The sequence below is a fragment of the Bradyrhizobium sp. USDA 4506 genome, from assembly GCF_054058795.1.
Window position 1 is genome coordinate 2,383,774 of the sequence record NZ_JBSSBM010000002.1, and the last position, 15,444, is coordinate 2,399,217.

A 15,444-nucleotide genomic window follows, 5' to 3' on the forward strand; every position below is an offset into this window, starting at 1 on the left:
TCACTTGCTGGCGGTCAGATAGCGTTTGGAATCGGCGAGGATCACGTCGCGCACCGCCTGGTGATACTTGATGTAGCCGGTGCAACGGCACAGATGGCCGTCGAGCGCATCCGCAATGACGCTCTCGAGCTGGTCCCGCGCCACCGGCGCCTTCGCCAGCCGTTCGAGCAGCACCTGGCCTTCGTTGAGGAAACCGGCCGTGCAATAGCCGCACTGGAACGCGAAGTGGTCGATGAAGGCGCGCTGCAACGCCGAGAGTTCGCCGTCCCTGGCGTGGCCCTCGACGGTGCGGATCGCCTTGCCGTCGAAATTGGCCGCCGGCACCACGCAGGTCGGGGTGGTGTAGCTCGTGCCGTCGGGATTATCGATGATAACGGCACAGCTCAAGCATTGCGCGGCGCCGCAGCCGAACTTGGTGCCGGTCATCCCGAGCATTTCCCGAAGGAAATCGTTCATCGAGAGGTCGTCGCGGACCTCGATCGGGCCGTGCTTCTGGCCGTTGATGGTAAGGTTGAGCGTCGTCACGCCAGCGCTCCCTTGAGCAGGCTTGTTGTCACCGGCAGTGAGCGGAAGCGGTGGCCGGTGGCATCGTTGATGGCGTTGAGCAGCGCCGGCACGATCGGGATCATCACCACCTCGGCCATGCCCTTCGGCGGCTCGTCCGGCGTCAGCGGCGGCAGCATCTCGATCTCGAGATCGTGCAGCGGCAGGTCGGAGCCGCGCGCGATCAGGTACTGGCCGAGATTCCACTGCCCGTTGCCGGGCCCGCCTTCGAACGGCGGCAGGGTTTCCAGCAACGCGTAGCCGACGCCCATCGCGAACCCGCCATGCGACTGGCCGAGCACCACTTCGGGGACCAGCGCCTGGCCGCATTCGAACACGCTGTAGGCCCTGGCGATGCGCAAGATGCCAGTCGCGCGCTCGATCTCGATGCGGACCAGCGTGCCGCACATCGAGGTGTAGGCGGTGCCGATCCGGTTGTTGTCGGTCGGCGGGAATTTCACGCTTGTTCGGTCGATCCGCTCGAACTGGCTTCGGCCGCGACGAACAGCGAGCGCGTCGATCTCGGCGCGGTACTGCTCGCCGAACAGCGGGAAGCGGGCGCGCGACCAGGCCCAGCGCGAGAAGCTGTGCGCGATGGCGCCGGTGACGAAGCCGCGCGCATGCGCGGTCGCGGCAAGCTTTGGCAAGGGTAGCGGCGCGAGATCGTCGAGCACCAGCTGGCCATCCTTCCAGTGCGCCTTGTCCCATTGGCGGGTGCGGGGATCGGCCTTGGCGATGTGCCAGAGCTCGAGCGCCGCCGGCCACAGGCCGAAGCGGAAGATGACGCGGGCCGCCTCGGCCGACGAGTGCGTGCCGACATGGGCGCCGATCGACGCGCTGGTTGCCGAGCTGATCGCCGGCACCCAGCGCGGGTTCTTCTCGGCGAGATCCTGGGTCTTCTGATCCATCGTGTAGGGATCGCCCGAGGTGACGAGCCCGAGCGCGTCGTAGCTGTCGACGCGGGAGACCGCGACCTCGTCGGCGACGGCGCCGAGATGGCTCGCGACCCGGTTGGCGAGCGCGGTGCCGACGCCGTTGCCCATCTCGACGTGGTCGCAGTGGATCGCGATCCGTCCTTCGGCATCGATCTCGACCCGGCCGAGCGAGCAATCCGCGCCCGAGCCGTAATCCTTGGTGACGCAGGCGACGCCGGTGCCGACCAGCCGCCCCTCCGGCGCCTTCTGCTTGAAGTCAGCACGCTGCCGCCAGATCGGATGCTTCTCGAGCTTGTCGAGGATGTCTGATGTGCGCACCGACACGATGTAGGGATTGCCGGTCATGGTCCGGCCGTTCTGCTTCAGCGCATTGTTGCGCCGGAATGCGATCGGATCGACCTTGAGCTCGCTCGCCGCCTCGTCGATCAGGACTTCGAGCGCGGTCATGGTCTGCAGCGTGCCGTAGCCGCGCATCGAGCCTGCGGTGACGCCGCGCGAATGCAGCGCCACGGTGGTGACGTCGACTTTCGGGATGTCGTAGATACCGATCGCAGCCGTCGCGGCAACGACCGCGACATTGGCGGAGAAGTTGGCGAGCCCGCCGCCGTCGAGCACATGGTCGGCGGCGAATGCCGTGATCTTGCCGCTCGCGTGATCGATGCCGATCCGCGAGCGCATCTTGATCGGGTGGCGTTTGATGCCGCCCTGGAATTGCTGGTAGCGGTCCTGCGCCAGCCGCACCGGACGGCCCGGAAAGAACATCGCCGCCAGCGCCACGTAAAGCACGAACGGGGTATGGTCGCGGCCGCCGAAGCCGCCGCCGACATGGGCGAACTGCGCGTTGATGTGCGAGGGCCGGAACGGCGGGCGAGCCTTGCCGAGCATGAAGGCGATCGACTCGGTCGCCTCATAGGGCGACTGCACGCCGAGCACCAGTTCGAGATTGCCGCTGTTGTCGCTGTACCAGGCGAGCCCGCTCTCCGGCTCGAGGAACATCGGATCGACCGACTGGGTCTCGAACTCGCGGTCGAGCACGAGCTGTGTCGGATCGTCCTTGGCGAGTTGGGCGCGGATCGCTTCGCCATGGGTTGCGGCCTTGGCGTAGTCGGCCTTGGTCTCCTTGGCGAGCGGCAGCCAGACCGGCAGCGCCGCGTTCTGGATGCGGCTCGGCGAAACCCAACCGGCCTGGATCGGCGAATAGACGTCGGGCGCGTCAGGCGAGGCGCCCGCCACGCGCGTGAAGCGATACGCGCCGTAGTTCGGCAGGATGACCGGCCCGGTCTCGTCGCCGAATTTGACGAAGCCGCCGTCGCGCAGCGCGAGGCGCGCGCGGTCGAAGGCGTCGAACTGCTCGAAGATCAACAGCGCGACCGGTTGTCCGAGATAGAGCGGCGTCTTGCCGACCGGGCAGAACAGGTCGCCGGTGTAGAACTCCGGGACCCGCGTGCCGATCCGGTCGAGATCGGCAGCGGTTACGATAACCGACGGCTTTGCCGGACCATCGAGACGGGCGAGGTCCATGCCGGCATAGACATGCGTCGCGTCATCGGCGCGGACCAGGATGGCGTGCGCGGTGGTCGCGGGCCAGCCCGCCATGTCGGCGGCGCGGAAGTCGGACGCGTAGAGTTTTGCGCCGGTGACCTTGGCGACGCCGTCGACACGGCCGGCGCCCTTTTCCGCCGGGTTGAAATGGCCGCGGCCGGGCAGCGTCTCGCGGGTCGCGAAAGCCGGTTCCTTCGCCAGCGCCAGATGCGACAGGCTGACCGAGATGCCGCCTGCCGACAACCACTTCACGAAATCGCGTCGCGAAGGCCGCATGGTCTGATCTTTCATCGACACCTCGACGACGGCATATCGCGCCGGGGTTTAACAATTGGTGCAATACACGCGAAAGTATTGCGGCAAAGCGAGCGCAACCGCAACGCCGCAATAGGTCGTAGCTGCCTCACTTGTAGCTTTGGGCTCACTTCAGGTCGGCGATGGTGGCCGGTCCCGGACCTGGCGTGATCAGCGTCGGCCACTGCTTGGAACCGAACGGCACCAGCGGCGGCAGGAAGGCGGTCATGCCGCGCTTCTTGGTCTCGGCGATGATCGCCTCGCGCGCGTCGCCCCCCATCAGCTCATAGTCCATCAGGTGATAGCTGCCGAAGAACAGCGCGCCGACCGAGCGGTCCGCGATGATCCGGGTCAGCGACTCCAGCATGTCCGACGGCGTCGTGGTGAAGGAGATCGTCTCGATCAGCATCAGGCGGCTGTTGATGGCGTCAGGCCCGAAGAACTGCGCCAGCACGCTGAAGATCACGTTGTTCTGCCGCGCTACATAGATCGTGTTGCTCGCGCCGTAGGTCTTGTCCCAGTCGGCGCCGAGCTGGGATTTCCAGTCGGCCATGACCGTCATCCAGTGCGCGACCTGGGTCTGCGCGGCCCAGGCGACGTTCTTGGCGAGCAGCGGCGCCTGCTTCTTGCCGAACGCCTCGAGCGTCGCGAAGGGGATCGCGCCGGCGGTGAGGCATTCATCCATGAAGGCGATGTTGTTCTTGAGGATGGCACGGTTGTTGTCGCGCCAGTCCGCCTGCATCGGCGTGGCATCGAGCCCGTCGAGCGCCGACTGCATCCGGCTGCGATAGGCCTGCATCGACCCGCGCCATGCCTTGTCGTCGGGATTGTTGACATAGGGGCCGACCACTTCGGCCAGCGCCATCGTGCTGTGGCCGACCGATTTGAGCAGCTGATAGACGATCGGCACCTGCGGCGCCTCGGTAGGCGGCTTGCCTGGCCGGTACAGGATCAGGCGGCCGCCGGCGCCGGAGAACAGGCCGAGGATCACAGGGTGTTTGTCGAGGATGTTCTTCTGGAAAATCCGCGCCGCATCGCCATAGAGCTCGAACATGCTGGTGTTGAGCGCGAGCACGTCCTTGGTCGCGACGTCGGCCGGCGTTGATGAGGTCTTACCGGAGATCGGTCCCATATAGTCGGGCAGCGACTGCGCCAGGGCTGTGCCACCGCTGCCGAGCAGCAGCGCCAGCGCGGCGGCCAGGCCAAGGCGATTGATCATGTGATGCTCCTCGAAGCCTCGCCTGTGTCGAGGCCGGGTGCGGCCGCGCGACCATTGGCGGAATGCGCAAATGCTTGGACACAATGAACTGGGAGAGTAGAGAACCGGCAGACCGGATCCCGCGTGACGCAGCACGACGCGGGCGGTGCCTACAGCTAAGCGACGAATCGGCCGCTGTCCACACCCGGACATCGCGGGTTTGCCTGCGCCAAAAGACGCAATGGTGCGGCGTTCGGCCCGGTGCTATGTGGCGAACAGAATCAATTTTATTTTTTTTGGATTTTTTGCGTGCTCAACGGACTTTACAAGGTCGAGTACGGCATCAACGGCGCATTCGGCCGCAGCATCATGTGCATGCATGACGGCAGGATGCTGGGCGGCAATTCGGCCTTTGCCCATCTCGGCACCTATCAGGTGACGGAAGGCGAGATCGCCGCCGAGGTGATCACCGAGCGCCACAATGACGATCCGAACTTCAAGCCGCTGATGGGCGCCGACGTCACCGTCATCAAGGTGCGCGGCAGGAGCGAGGGGTCCACCATCCTGCTCGAGGGCAAGGCTGACGCCATGCCGGACGGCGTGTTCTGGGCGAATTTGGCGCCGCTCGACGACGAGGCCTTGCCGCCGCGCGGGGCGGTCGGTCCCGGCGGCATCGTCAACGGACTGTACTCGATCCATCTGCGCGCGCTCGACGGTGTCGATGCCGGGCTCACCGGGGTCATGCTGCTGATGGACGGCCGCATCCTCGGCGGCGATGCGTTCTTCTACTATCTCGGTTCGTATTCGTCGGCCGATGGCCGCTGGCGAGGCGAGATCGTCAACCAGGAGCATACGCCGGCGAAGGGCGAGTACCCGGTGTTCGGCGGTTATGAAGTCGGCATCGGTTTTGCCGGTTCGTGCCGTGCGGACGGTGCCGAGCTCGAAGGCATCGCGCTGGCCGGCAAGCGCAGCCTTCGCCTGTCCGCCGAATTGCGCCTGATGCGCCGCGCCTGACGAGAGCCCGTCAATCCTTGATCAGAAGCACGCCGCCGATGATCAGCGCGATGCCGGCCAGCCGTGAAACCGACACCGGGTGCTGCGCCAGCCCGAACAAGCCGAAATGGTCCATCGCGATGCCCGCGAGCATTTGACCCGCAACCACCAGTGCCAGCAGGGTCGCGGCGCCGAGTGGCGGCAGCAGCAGGATCATCAGCAGGATAAAGATGCCGCCGAGGACGCCGCCGCTCCAGGCCCACCACGGCACCGCCGTCACCAGCTTCCAGGACGGCACCGGCTCGCGCGTCGCGACCAGCACGACCGCCATCGTCACGAGCCCGCCGAGATAGCTGACGAGCCCGGCCCAGGCCGGCGAGTTGAGGGCGGACCTGAGATTGCCGTTCAGGACCTGCTGAACGGCGACGCAGATGCCGGCGCCGAGCGCGAGCAGATAGAGAAACCAGACTTGCATAAGATGCCCCAAAACCGATCGTCGAACCGCTTCATGTCATATTCGATTGGCAACGATCGTGGCATGCATGAAACGCGGCACGAACCTGCGGAATGGGCTTCCACCCACGTCCCAGATCGAATAAGAGGCCGCAAACCCTCAGTTCCCCAGTATTAGAGCATGATCCGCCTCGATAACGTCTCCAAGCAAGTCGGCCACCAGATCCTCTTCATCGAAGCCTCCGCGGCGCTCCAGAAGGGCGAGAAGATCGGCCTCGTCGGGCCGAACGGCGCCGGCAAGACCACGCTGTTCCGGATGATCTCGGGCCGGGAAATCCCGGACGAGGGCCAGGTCTCGCTCGATCGCGGCATCTCGATCGGCTATTTCAGCCAGGATGTCGGCGAGATGTCCGGCCGCAGCGCGGTCGCCGAGGTGATGGATGGGGCAGGGCCCGTCAGCGTGGTCGCGGCCGAACTCAGGGAACTCGAGGCCGCGATGGCCGACCCCGACAAGGCCGACGAGATGGACGATATCATCGCGCGCTATGGCGAGGTGCAGCATCAGTTCGAGGAGCTCGACGGCTATGCGCTCGACGGCCGCGCGCGCGAGGCGCTGGCTGGTCTCGGCTTCAGCCAGGAGATGATGGACGGCGACGTCGGCAAACTCTCCGGCGGCTGGAAGATGCGGGTGGCGCTGGCGCGCATCCTCTTGATGCGTCCGGACGTCATGCTGCTCGACGAGCCGAGCAACCATCTCGATCTCGAAAGCCTGATCTGGCTCGAGCAGTTCCTGAAAGGCTATGAGGGCGCGTTGCTGATGACCTCGCATGACCGCGAGTTCATCAACCGGATCATCAACAAGGTGGTCGAGATCGACGCCGGCCAGCTCATCACCTATTCCGGCAATTACGAGTTCTACGAACAGCAGCGCGCGCTCTCCGACAAGCAGCAGCAGGCGCAGTTCGAGCGGCAGCAGGCAATGCTCGCCAAGGAGATCAAATTCATCGAGCGCTTCAAGGCGCGCGCCTCGCACGCCGCCCAGGTGCAGAGCCGGGTCAAGAAGCTCGACAAGATCGAACGGGTCGAGCCGCCGCGGCGGCGGCAGACCGTGGCGTTCGAATTTCAGCCGGCACCGCGCTCGGGCGAGGATGTCGTCAGCCTGAAGAACGTCCACAAGGCCTATGGCAACAAGCGCATTTATGACGGCCTCGACTTCATGATCCGTCGCAAGGAGCGCTGGTGCGTGATGGGCATCAACGGTGCCGGCAAGTCGACGCTCCTGAAGCTGGTCGCCGGTTCAACCGAGCCCGACGACGGCGCGGTCGCGGTCGGCGGCAGCGTCAAGATGGGCTATTTCGCCCAGCATGCGATGGACCTGCTCGATGGCGAGCGCACCGTGTTCCAGTCGCTGGAGGACGCGTTTCCGCAGGCCGGCCAGGGCAGCCTTCGCGCGCTCGCCGGCTGCTTCGGCTTCTCCGGCGACGACGTCGAGAAGAAGTGCCGGGTGCTCTCGGGCGGCGAGAAGGCGCGGCTGGTGATGGCCAAGATGCTGTTCGATCCGCCGAACTTCCTGGTGCTGGACGAGCCGACCAACCATCTCGATCTCGCCACCAAGGAGATGCTGATCAATGCGCTCTCCGAGTTCGAGGGCACGATGCTGTTCGTCTCGCACGACCGGCACTTCCTCGCCGCGCTCTCCAACCGCGTGCTGGAGCTGACCCCTGACGGCATCCATCAATATGGCGGCGGCTACACTGAATATGTCGCGCGTACCGGCCAGGAAGCGCCGGGACTGCGGAGCTAGCGTTCGCGATTACCCCGCCCACTTCGTAGCCCGGATGAAGCGAAGCGAAATCCGGGTCAGTCCTTCCGCTCGCCGAAGTCGTCGTTGTCCATAGCTCCGCTACCGCCCCAATCAGCCGGCAATATCCCACCCCGGACATATCGGTGAAGAGACGTGTGTTGCCAGTCGACAGGCGAGGAAACGAGGCGGTGTTTGGTCGGATTGTAATGGACGTAGTCGACGCAACGTTCGAGATCGCGTTCATTACGGATGGTGTGTTCCCAAAACCGTCGCTGCCAAAGCGGGTACTCGCCGCGGTGGTTTACCGAGAGCGGCACGCCGGCGGCAACAACGGCGCGCGTGAAGTAACTCTTGATCTGCCGCCAGCGATCCGGGAAGTCGCTGTCGCCGGGTGGTAGTGTCATGACCGTATGCAGGTGATCTGGCAGGATCACGATGGCATCCAGCGTGAACGGCTTCTTGGCGCGCGCTGCGCGAAAGGCATCGCGCAACAGCCCGCCTTGTTCGACCAGTAGCGACGAAGTCCGATCTTCCAATGTGACTGTGAAGAAGAACGTGCCGCCGGGTATGAAGTTACGCCGATATTGTACCATGCGGCTAGCTTACCCCGGATTTCGCTTCGCTCCATCCGGGCTACGAAGTCAAACGGCTCTATCCCGTAGCCCGGATGGAGCGAAGCGAAATCCGCGTCAGTCCTATGCTCAAGTCCGCCATCGCGCGCAAAACGCCTCGACGTCGCCGGACTGGAATTCCGGCAGGCGCTCCCAGAGGGTTTCAGCCGGCCAGTTCCACCAGGCGATCTGCGACAGCTCGGCGGCGATCTTTCGGTTGAACCGCTCCTTGATCGGCCGGGCCGGCACGCCGCCGACGATGGTGTAGGGCGCGACATCGCGCGAGACCACGGCGCCGGCCGCCAGCACCGCGCCGTCTCCGACGGTGACGCCGGGCAGCACGATCACGCCGTGGCCGATCCAGACGTCGTTACCGATCACGACGCGATCCGCGCGTCGGTTCCTGAAGAAGTCATGATCGCGCTCGGCTGAGGCGGTGTAATATTCCGGACAATAGGTGAAGCGATGCTGGGAGGGGCGCTCGAGCGGATGATTGGGCGCGCCGATCCGGACCTGCGCCGCAATCGCGCAGAAGCGGCCGATCACGGCGTCGGCGACGATGCAGCCGCTGCCGAGATAGGAGTAGTCGCCAAGCTCGGTGTATTCGATCGCGGTGTCGCCGAGAACCTCACAGCAACGTCCGACCCTGACCTCGCGCAGCTTGACCGTCGGCTCGATGACGGTTTCGGCGATCTTGGGGCGGGTCAGGCTCGGTGCGTTCATAGCGTTGTCCTCGATGCGACGAGCCGCTTCAGTCGCACAATTTCTATGACGGAGAGATGACAGGAGGAGGCCGGATCTAACGCCCGGCGAGGCGGGCGATGGTCTCGATCTCGTTGGTCCAGATCCCGCCGGAATAGCTTTCGGGCAGGCGCCTGAACAGGTCGGCATCGTCAACCCCGGTCGAGAATTCGCCGCCCTGATAAGGCCCGAGCACGAAGACCGCGCTGTTGGCTGCGGCCATGCGGTTGAGGAAGCGGTCCGGCCATCCCCATAGCCATGGCGCGTAGTTGATCGGCACCAGCACGATGGCGTTGCGGCAGGCATCAGGCACGATGCCGGTCCAGCCATAGCCGATATAGCGGATGAGGCAGCTCTTGAGCGCCGCGCGGGAAATGGTGCGGGTTTCCAGCGCAAGCCGCCGGATCGTCTCGATCGGCTCGTCGCCGCCATAAACCAAGATCAGCTTGCGCCGCTCGGCGGCGAGCCGGTTCAAGACCGTTGCGAGCTTCTCGCCCTCGGCGGGATCGCGGCTCTTGACGTTGATCAAGAGCCGGCGATCCGGAAAGGTCTTAAGCACCTCGTCCAGCGACGGCATCAGGCCGATGCCCTTGCCGCGGAACGGGAAGGTCTTGCCGCCATCGGCCGTGTAGCCATAGCCGATATCGAGCATCTTCAGCCGCGCCATCGGCTGTTCGCGGGTGACGCCCTGGCCATCGGTGCGGCAATCGACGGTCCAGTCGTGAAACACCGCGAACTCGCCGTCGGTCGTCGGATGGACGTCGAGCTCGACGATATCGGCGCCGCGCTCGAAGCTCGCTTGCATCGAGCGGACCGTGTTCTCGAGATAGTCATGGCTCGGCGGCAGCATGCGCGCCGCGGTGCAGGTGTCGTTCCTGAGGTCGCGCTCGTCGAAACGCTGCGCCATGCCGCGATGGGCGAGCAGCACCGGCTTGCCGCCGGCATGCGTTGCGAGAAGGCTGGTGTTGTTGAGGTAGATTGCGGCGGCGACGGCGACGATCGTCGCTGCCGCGTATTTCAGTTTCCTGCCCAAGCGACTCGGTTCCTTGCTGGATCGCCGGCCCGGGTAGGGGTGCTTTCTGGTCGATTTGCGGCGGCCTAATCCTTCAAGCCGTCCACTGCGGCAATCGCCCGCACCATCGCGTCCTGGAGCGCCGCGCTGTTGGCGAGATTCGACTGGCGGCGACGGCCGGGATCGTCGAAATCGTGGGTGGCACCCGGATAAACCACGACGTCGATCTTGCTGCCGGCGGCAATGGAGCGGCTGGCGACGTCCCGGCAGCGGTCGGGCGATACTTCCTCGTCGTCCGTGCCGAGCAACATCGTGATCGGTGCTGCCGACCTGAGCGTCTGCGCCAGCAGCGCGGCCGGCCCGCAGCCCGGATAGAACACGAGCGCGGCACGATAGCCCGACGTCGCCGCGCCTTGCCGCTGCATCACGTTCAGCGCGGTGCTGCCGCCGTTCGACCATCCCTGCAGGAAGATGCGGTTGCCGCTGATCTCCTGCTGGCTGCGCAGCCAGCTCAGCGCGCCCTCGGCGTCGAGCGGCCGCACGGTCCTTTCATTGACGTCGCTGCGATCAGGATCGTCATGCGTGAAGCGGCCGAAGCCGTGCGCCTTGCCGCGCGGACCAAAACTGTCCGGCAGCAGCGCGAAATAGCCGTGGTCGGCCCAATACTGTCCCCACATCGCGTGGCGCTTGGACAGGCTGCCGGCATTGCAGGCCGCCGACGGATTGGTCCGCGACACCAGCGTGCAGTCCTTGTTGACGTTGGTCGAATAGGGGCCGCCGCGGCCGTGCAGCAGCACGATCGCGGGGTGCGGACCCGGCTTTTGCGGCCTGAACAGGTAGCCGACGATCTCGGTCTTGCCGTCGGCGCTCGGAAAGAAAACGGTGTCGGGCGCGGCTGCCGCCGCTGTCGGCAATGTCGTAAGCATCAGGAGGACGATCGGAATCGCGCGATGGGTCATTCCCGCAGCATGAACAGGATTTCGGATGAATTGCGGCATGGTTGTTTCCTTCCAGCAATGCAAAGCCGCATGGCGTGCTGCACGGCGCTCGGCTTGTGAGGCGAGGTGCCGCCCGCTACGCTTTACAAAAAACCGGGAGCGAAACAACCATGAAGCAGATCAGGATCGGCGACATCACGATCGACGCGGTGATCGAGCGCGAAGGACCGTGGCGGCGGCCGCAGGATTTCTTCCCGACCTACAACGACGATGTGTTCAAGTATCATCTGAAGACGATGGAGCCGGAGGTCTTCGACGCCGCGCGCGGCATGATGATGATCACCTATCAGACCTTCGTGGTGCGGACGCCGCGTTACACCATCCTGGTCGATACCTGCACCGGCGAGGACAAGGGCCACCCGCCGCCGTTCGACTTCCCGGGCAAGGAGCGCTGGCGCAACGAGCTGTTTGCGCTCGGCATCTCCTATGAGCAGATCGATTATGTGTTCTGCACCCATCTGCACATCGACCACACCGGCTGGAATACGACGCTGCGCGACGGGCGCTGGGTGCCGACCTTCCCGAACGCGAAATACGTCTTCCACAAGGGCGAGTATGCGGCCTGGGAGGCCGAGAACGCCAAGGGCGCCAATCCGCCCGGTACGGTGTTCCGCGACAATTGCCTGCCGATCGTCGAGGCCGGGCAGGCGCTCCTGGTCGACGACGACTACGCGCTCGACGACACCGTGACGCTGACGCCGACCCCGGGCCATTCGCCCTGCCATTGCTGCATCAACATCTTCTCGAAGGGGCAGCGCGCGGTGGTCGCCGGAGACCTGATGCACCATGCAATCCAGTGCCGCGAACCGGAATGGTCGGCCAAGCCCGATTGGGACCCGAAGCAGTCGGCGATATCGCGGCGGAAATTCTTTGCCTCCGTTGCCGAGACCGACACGCTGATCCTGCCGATCCATTTTCCGGCCCCGACGGTCGGCCTGATCAAGGCGGATGGCGATCGCTTCGACTATCGCTTCAAGCGGGAGTAGGCGCGCGACAGTCGGTAGCTCAAGGTCACCGCGCTGCGCGGGTCCGGCGCGGGACCTGGGTCAGAAACCGTTCCAGATCGGCGCACAGGCGATGCGCCATTTCCTCGTCGATCGCAAACGTCGCGACGGTGCCGGCGCAGTCGATCTCGATGGTCCCGCGCAACGGTGCGGCGGAGGTGGTCGATACCCTGATGTTGGTCGCTCTCTGTACGGTCATGTCGTCAACTTCCCTTCGGGCCGGTTGCGGCAATCCTCACCTTGGAATGACGGGGCGTCCCTTTCGCCGTCTCTCTTCGATGAACCTCACGCCGATCTCGGCACCGTCGACGCGAACCAGCTCGCAGCGGCGGAAGGCCAGTCCACGCGAGGACAGCACCAGGAAGAACTCCTGGGCCTTCAGCACATCGAGCGATCCGTCGACCTCGAGCCGGGCCCCGCTCTGCGAGACGTCGAGCAGGATGCAACTCCGCCGCCACGTGCCGTCGACACCCATGAGATTGACGGGATAGCGCGTCTCGAGCTTGACGCGCTCCGCCCTGCGGTCACCATACGTCATTGCATCACTCACACTGCCTGGGAGCGCTTCGCGGTCAGCTCGCTAAGCGAACCAAACCGGATCGTGCGCTGCGCGTTGGATAGCGCCAGTCCTTCAAACATGTCCCGTGCGCGCTGCAGCTCCTCGGGTGCAACCGTCAGCCCGGCCTTCCGGTAGCTGACGATGGCAGCCGTCGTGTTCCAGTTCAGTCGCGATGCGCGGCAGGCGATCACGAGCCCGCTGATGTCGGCGGCTTCCATCAGCGGTGCGATCGTCTCGATCGGAACGGTTGCGAGCTGCGCCAGCGCCGCAACGACGTTGCGGACCTCTCGCCTGATCGCGAAACGGTTGACGCTGGAATCGTTCAACCGCCCGGTTCTGTTCAAGGCCAGCACGGTGGCCCGCGCCTCCGCATAGTCGATTGTGGCTGGTGGGGTTGCGGAGGCGCGGGCTGCGCTGGCATCGATCGCAGCGCGGATCGCGTCCTGAATGTCGAGGCGTGCGCGTTTGAGCAGCCGGGCCTGTTGGCGCGGCGTTGATCGCATCACGAGGTCGACAAGAACGCGATGGGGCAGGTCGCTGCGCGATATCAGCGCGTCGGCGATGTCGTCGTCGCGCTCGGCGGCATCGACCATCATGGCGAGGCCTGCGCTGGTCAGATCAGCGCCGGGATTGCGCGCGAGGACTCGAAGCACGCTGCTGTCGCCTCGCATCAGGAGAATGTCCGTGAGCTCCGCATTGACGGCCTTGCGTCCTGCGATCGCGCAGAGGTGTCCCTCGGCCCGCATCCAGGCGATGTCGATCAGGTCGGCATCGGGGAGGCATTCGCATTTGCGCAGGATCGGAGCGGCGACATCGGCGTCGTCATGGTTGGCCAGACGGCGCGCGAGTTCCCGCGGCACCAGGCGCAAATCGGCAAACGAGCGGCTGAGCGTGGTCAGGGTCCGTAGTTCGACGCTCTCGGTCAGGCGGACCAGGATGCCGTCGAACATCTCGACGTGGTGCGCGCTGAGGCGGTGAGCGTCTTCGAGAAACAACCCGGCCACCTCCTGCAGCATGCGCGTGCGGAGGTCGGGCGAGCCAGCTTTCAAGACATGGTCGAGTTTGGCAATAAGATCGGGCGAGGCAATAACTGTCATTGCGGTCTCTAAAATGGTCCGCGACGAGGAACATCATCGTTCCCGATGCCAATTTGCTCCTCGAATCTTTAATAGGGGTATAGAAATTGATGGGGAGGGCCGATTGCGGCGGTGGATATCCCGCTAAAGACTATCGAAATTCGGCAGCCGTGTTACATTGGCGGATTGTCCGGTTCGACGAACGGACCGCATTTTTCCTGATTGAACCTATTGGACGATTCGCATTTTGTGCATGGAATTTATTGATGCGGCCGGCGCGCAAGGCGCCGCGTCGCGCGCAATTTTTCAAGAGCATTTCACGGGAGCGGTCATTTGACGGCGCCATTACCGGTGCCGAGAGTCTTTCGTTTTGACGATGTTGATGCATTCCGGAGTTCGATCCGAAATCTGGATGTTGATTTCACGCCACTTGCGCGGAAGATTTCGGCCGAGCAGGTCATCCTGAGTTTGCCGGGATGCGAGCTCAACTACACGCAGTCCTTTCCGCGGATCGTCGACGCACAGCTTGCGCCGCACACCACTGCGGTCGGCTTCACGATGGATGACGGGGTCCCGATCCGCTTCAACGGCGTCGAGCGCGATCGCGCGGTCATTGTGCTCGGTGGCGGCGGCGCGTTCTACACCTCGGTGGAGGAGACGCCCCGCCAATATGCCTCGGTGATGTTCACGCCGGAGATTGTCGACCGCGGCTGGCCGCGGGCGGGTCTTCATTTCAGCATCCACGAAATTTCTCAACGCGCGCAGGATCGGCTGCGTGAAGTGGTAAGGCACATCCTGCTCGTGACCTCGCAGCCGACCGAGGATGCCCAGTTCGCTAGCGGCGAGTCGATCAAGGAGACGCTGCTTGCCGCGATCGACAACGCCTTCGCCGAGATCGTGCCGGCCAAGTGGACGACGCGGGCCAACACGACGCGCCAGTTCAAGGTCTTCAACGACGCGCGCGCAATTCTGGCAGGCGACGTGGCGCACCCGATCTACAGCGGCGAACTTGCCAGGCAGATCGGCGTGTCGGTGCGCACGCTGCATGACGCCATCCAGCGCTACCGGGGCGTCAGCCTGCATCGCTATTTGCGGTTGCGCCGGCTCTGGCTGGTGCGCCAGCAACTGCTGGCCGGTGCGCCGAGCGTCAAGACGTGCGCGCTGGCCTACGGATTTTGGCACTTGAGCGATTTTTCGCGCAGCTATCGGTCGCAGTTCGGGGAAGCGCCGTCGGAGACGCTGGCCGCCTCGCGCCGTCCGGGCGCCACCCGCGCCGATCCGTCCCGCGGACACGGTTCGTAACCATCGATCTGAACGGAATCTTAACGGCCGCCGACGAGCCTGTGGGTACGATTTCACCAGAGGCGACGGCAATGCATCCCCGGAGATTTGCGCGTGTTCGTCCGAGCGGATGCGTATCCAGCGTGGTCAAGCTCCAGCTTGAACCGAAGGCGCCGCTGATCGAATGCCGGCTGGTGGACTATTCCGCCGGCGGAGCGTGCCTGGAATTTGCCAAGCCGACCCAGTTGCCGGAACGTTTCGAAATGTTTCACGGCAACACCCGGAAGCGTTGCCGGCGGGTCTGGAGCAGGGGCGTGCGGGTCGGCGTCTCGTTCTGAGGGCGCCTCAGAATACGCGTCCCGTCCAGCGGCCCTCTACCGCCAAAAGCCGATCGGGCCGC

Annotated in this window: 16 protein-coding genes; 5 read left to right on the forward strand and 11 right to left on the reverse strand. The window is 64.7% G+C overall.

Going from position 1 to position 15,444, the window contains the following annotated elements; all coding sequences use genetic code 11:
- From ACVIHF_RS13315 to ACVIHF_RS13325, 3 genes are all read right to left on the reverse strand, one after another.
- Positions 1-525 (reverse strand): (2Fe-2S)-binding protein, encoded by a 525-nt coding sequence (locus ACVIHF_RS13315; protein WP_253608878.1) that lies wholly within the window; start codon positions 523-525, stop codon positions 1-3.
- Positions 522-3,296 carry a xanthine dehydrogenase family protein molybdopterin-binding subunit gene (locus ACVIHF_RS13320; protein ID WP_456794088.1) on the reverse strand — a complete coding sequence of 925 codons (2,775 nt, stop codon included), beginning with the start codon at positions 3,294-3,296 and terminating at the stop codon, positions 522-524. The genes ACVIHF_RS13315 and ACVIHF_RS13320 overlap by 4 nt, the downstream gene beginning before the upstream one ends.
- A 145-nt stretch (positions 3,297-3,441) precedes the next feature.
- Positions 3,442-4,533, reverse strand: coding sequence for a hypothetical protein (locus ACVIHF_RS13325; RefSeq protein WP_456792165.1), 1,092 nt, complete (start codon positions 4,531-4,533; stop codon positions 3,442-3,444).
- A 288-nt stretch (positions 4,534-4,821) separates the two neighbouring features.
- Here ACVIHF_RS13325 and ACVIHF_RS13330 point away from each other — a divergent pair, with 288 nt between their 5' ends.
- Entirely contained in the window at positions 4,822-5,526 is a 705-nt protein-coding gene (locus tag ACVIHF_RS13330; protein WP_057019933.1) for a GrlR family regulatory protein, read from the forward strand.
- 10 nt (positions 5,527-5,536) lie between these two features.
- Here ACVIHF_RS13330 and ACVIHF_RS13335 read toward each other — a convergent pair whose 3' ends face one another.
- Positions 5,537-5,980, reverse strand: coding sequence for a DMT family transporter (locus ACVIHF_RS13335; protein WP_016843015.1), 444 nt, complete (start codon positions 5,978-5,980; stop codon positions 5,537-5,539).
- A gap of 159 nt (positions 5,981-6,139) precedes the next feature.
- Here ACVIHF_RS13335 and ACVIHF_RS13340 point away from each other — a divergent pair, with 159 nt between their 5' ends.
- Entirely contained in the window at positions 6,140-7,762 is a 1,623-nt protein-coding gene (locus ACVIHF_RS13340) for an ABC-F family ATP-binding cassette domain-containing protein (RefSeq protein ID WP_456792166.1), read from the forward strand.
- A 56-nt stretch (positions 7,763-7,818) separates the two neighbouring features.
- Here the strand turns inward: ACVIHF_RS13340 and ACVIHF_RS13345 are convergent, their stop codons facing one another.
- The 4 genes from ACVIHF_RS13345 to ACVIHF_RS13360 all read right to left on the reverse strand — a co-directional run bounded on the left by ACVIHF_RS13345 (position 7,819) and on the right by ACVIHF_RS13360 (position 11,124).
- Positions 7,819-8,355 carry an REP-associated tyrosine transposase gene (locus ACVIHF_RS13345; protein ID WP_253608875.1) on the reverse strand — a complete coding sequence of 179 codons (537 nt, stop codon included), beginning with the start codon at positions 8,353-8,355 and terminating at the stop codon, positions 7,819-7,821.
- A gap of 108 nt (positions 8,356-8,463) precedes the next feature.
- Positions 8,464-9,096, reverse strand: a complete 633-nt coding sequence (locus tag ACVIHF_RS13350) for a DapH/DapD/GlmU-related protein (RefSeq protein ID WP_253608874.1) — start codon at positions 9,094-9,096, stop codon at positions 8,464-8,466.
- A gap of 76 nt (positions 9,097-9,172) precedes the next feature.
- Entirely contained in the window at positions 9,173-10,147 is a 975-nt protein-coding gene (locus ACVIHF_RS13355; protein ID WP_253608873.1) for a glycerophosphodiester phosphodiesterase family protein, read from the reverse strand.
- A gap of 65 nt (positions 10,148-10,212) precedes the next feature.
- Positions 10,213-11,124: a dienelactone hydrolase family protein gene (locus ACVIHF_RS13360; protein ID WP_253608872.1), complete on the reverse strand. Its 912-nt coding sequence runs from the start codon at positions 11,122-11,124 to the stop codon at positions 10,213-10,215.
- A gap of 110 nt (positions 11,125-11,234) precedes the next feature.
- On the opposite strand from ACVIHF_RS13360, the gene ACVIHF_RS13365 reads away from it, so the two are divergent.
- The gene (locus tag ACVIHF_RS13365; RefSeq protein WP_253608871.1) at positions 11,235-12,110 is read left to right on the forward strand and encodes an MBL fold metallo-hydrolase; all 876 of its coding nucleotides are present in this window, start codon (positions 11,235-11,237) and stop codon (positions 12,108-12,110) included.
- A gap of 25 nt (positions 12,111-12,135) precedes the next feature.
- Here the strand turns inward: ACVIHF_RS13365 and ACVIHF_RS13370 are convergent, their stop codons facing one another.
- The 3 genes from ACVIHF_RS13370 to ACVIHF_RS13380 are packed head-to-tail and all read right to left on the reverse strand — an operon-like array spanning position 12,136 to position 13,784.
- Entirely contained in the window at positions 12,136-12,327 is a 192-nt protein-coding gene (locus ACVIHF_RS13370; RefSeq protein WP_253608870.1) for a hypothetical protein, read from the reverse strand.
- A gap of 36 nt (positions 12,328-12,363) precedes the next feature.
- Positions 12,364-12,666, reverse strand: a complete 303-nt coding sequence (locus tag ACVIHF_RS13375) for a PilZ domain-containing protein (RefSeq protein WP_253608869.1) — start codon at positions 12,664-12,666, stop codon at positions 12,364-12,366.
- Between the two features lie 8 nt (positions 12,667-12,674).
- Positions 12,675-13,784 (reverse strand): DUF2336 domain-containing protein, encoded by a 1,110-nt coding sequence (locus ACVIHF_RS13380; RefSeq protein ID WP_253608868.1) that lies wholly within the window; start codon positions 13,782-13,784, stop codon positions 12,675-12,677.
- Positions 13,785-14,231: 447 nt separating this feature from the next.
- Here ACVIHF_RS13380 and ACVIHF_RS13385 point away from each other — a divergent pair, with 447 nt between their 5' ends.
- Entirely contained in the window at positions 14,232-15,065 is an 834-nt protein-coding gene (locus ACVIHF_RS13385; protein WP_456780640.1) for a helix-turn-helix domain-containing protein, read from the forward strand.
- Positions 15,066-15,136: 71 nt separating this feature from the next.
- Entirely contained in the window at positions 15,137-15,382 is a 246-nt protein-coding gene (locus ACVIHF_RS13390) for a hypothetical protein (protein WP_076832093.1), read from the forward strand.
- Positions 15,383-15,444: the final 62 nt, after the last annotated feature.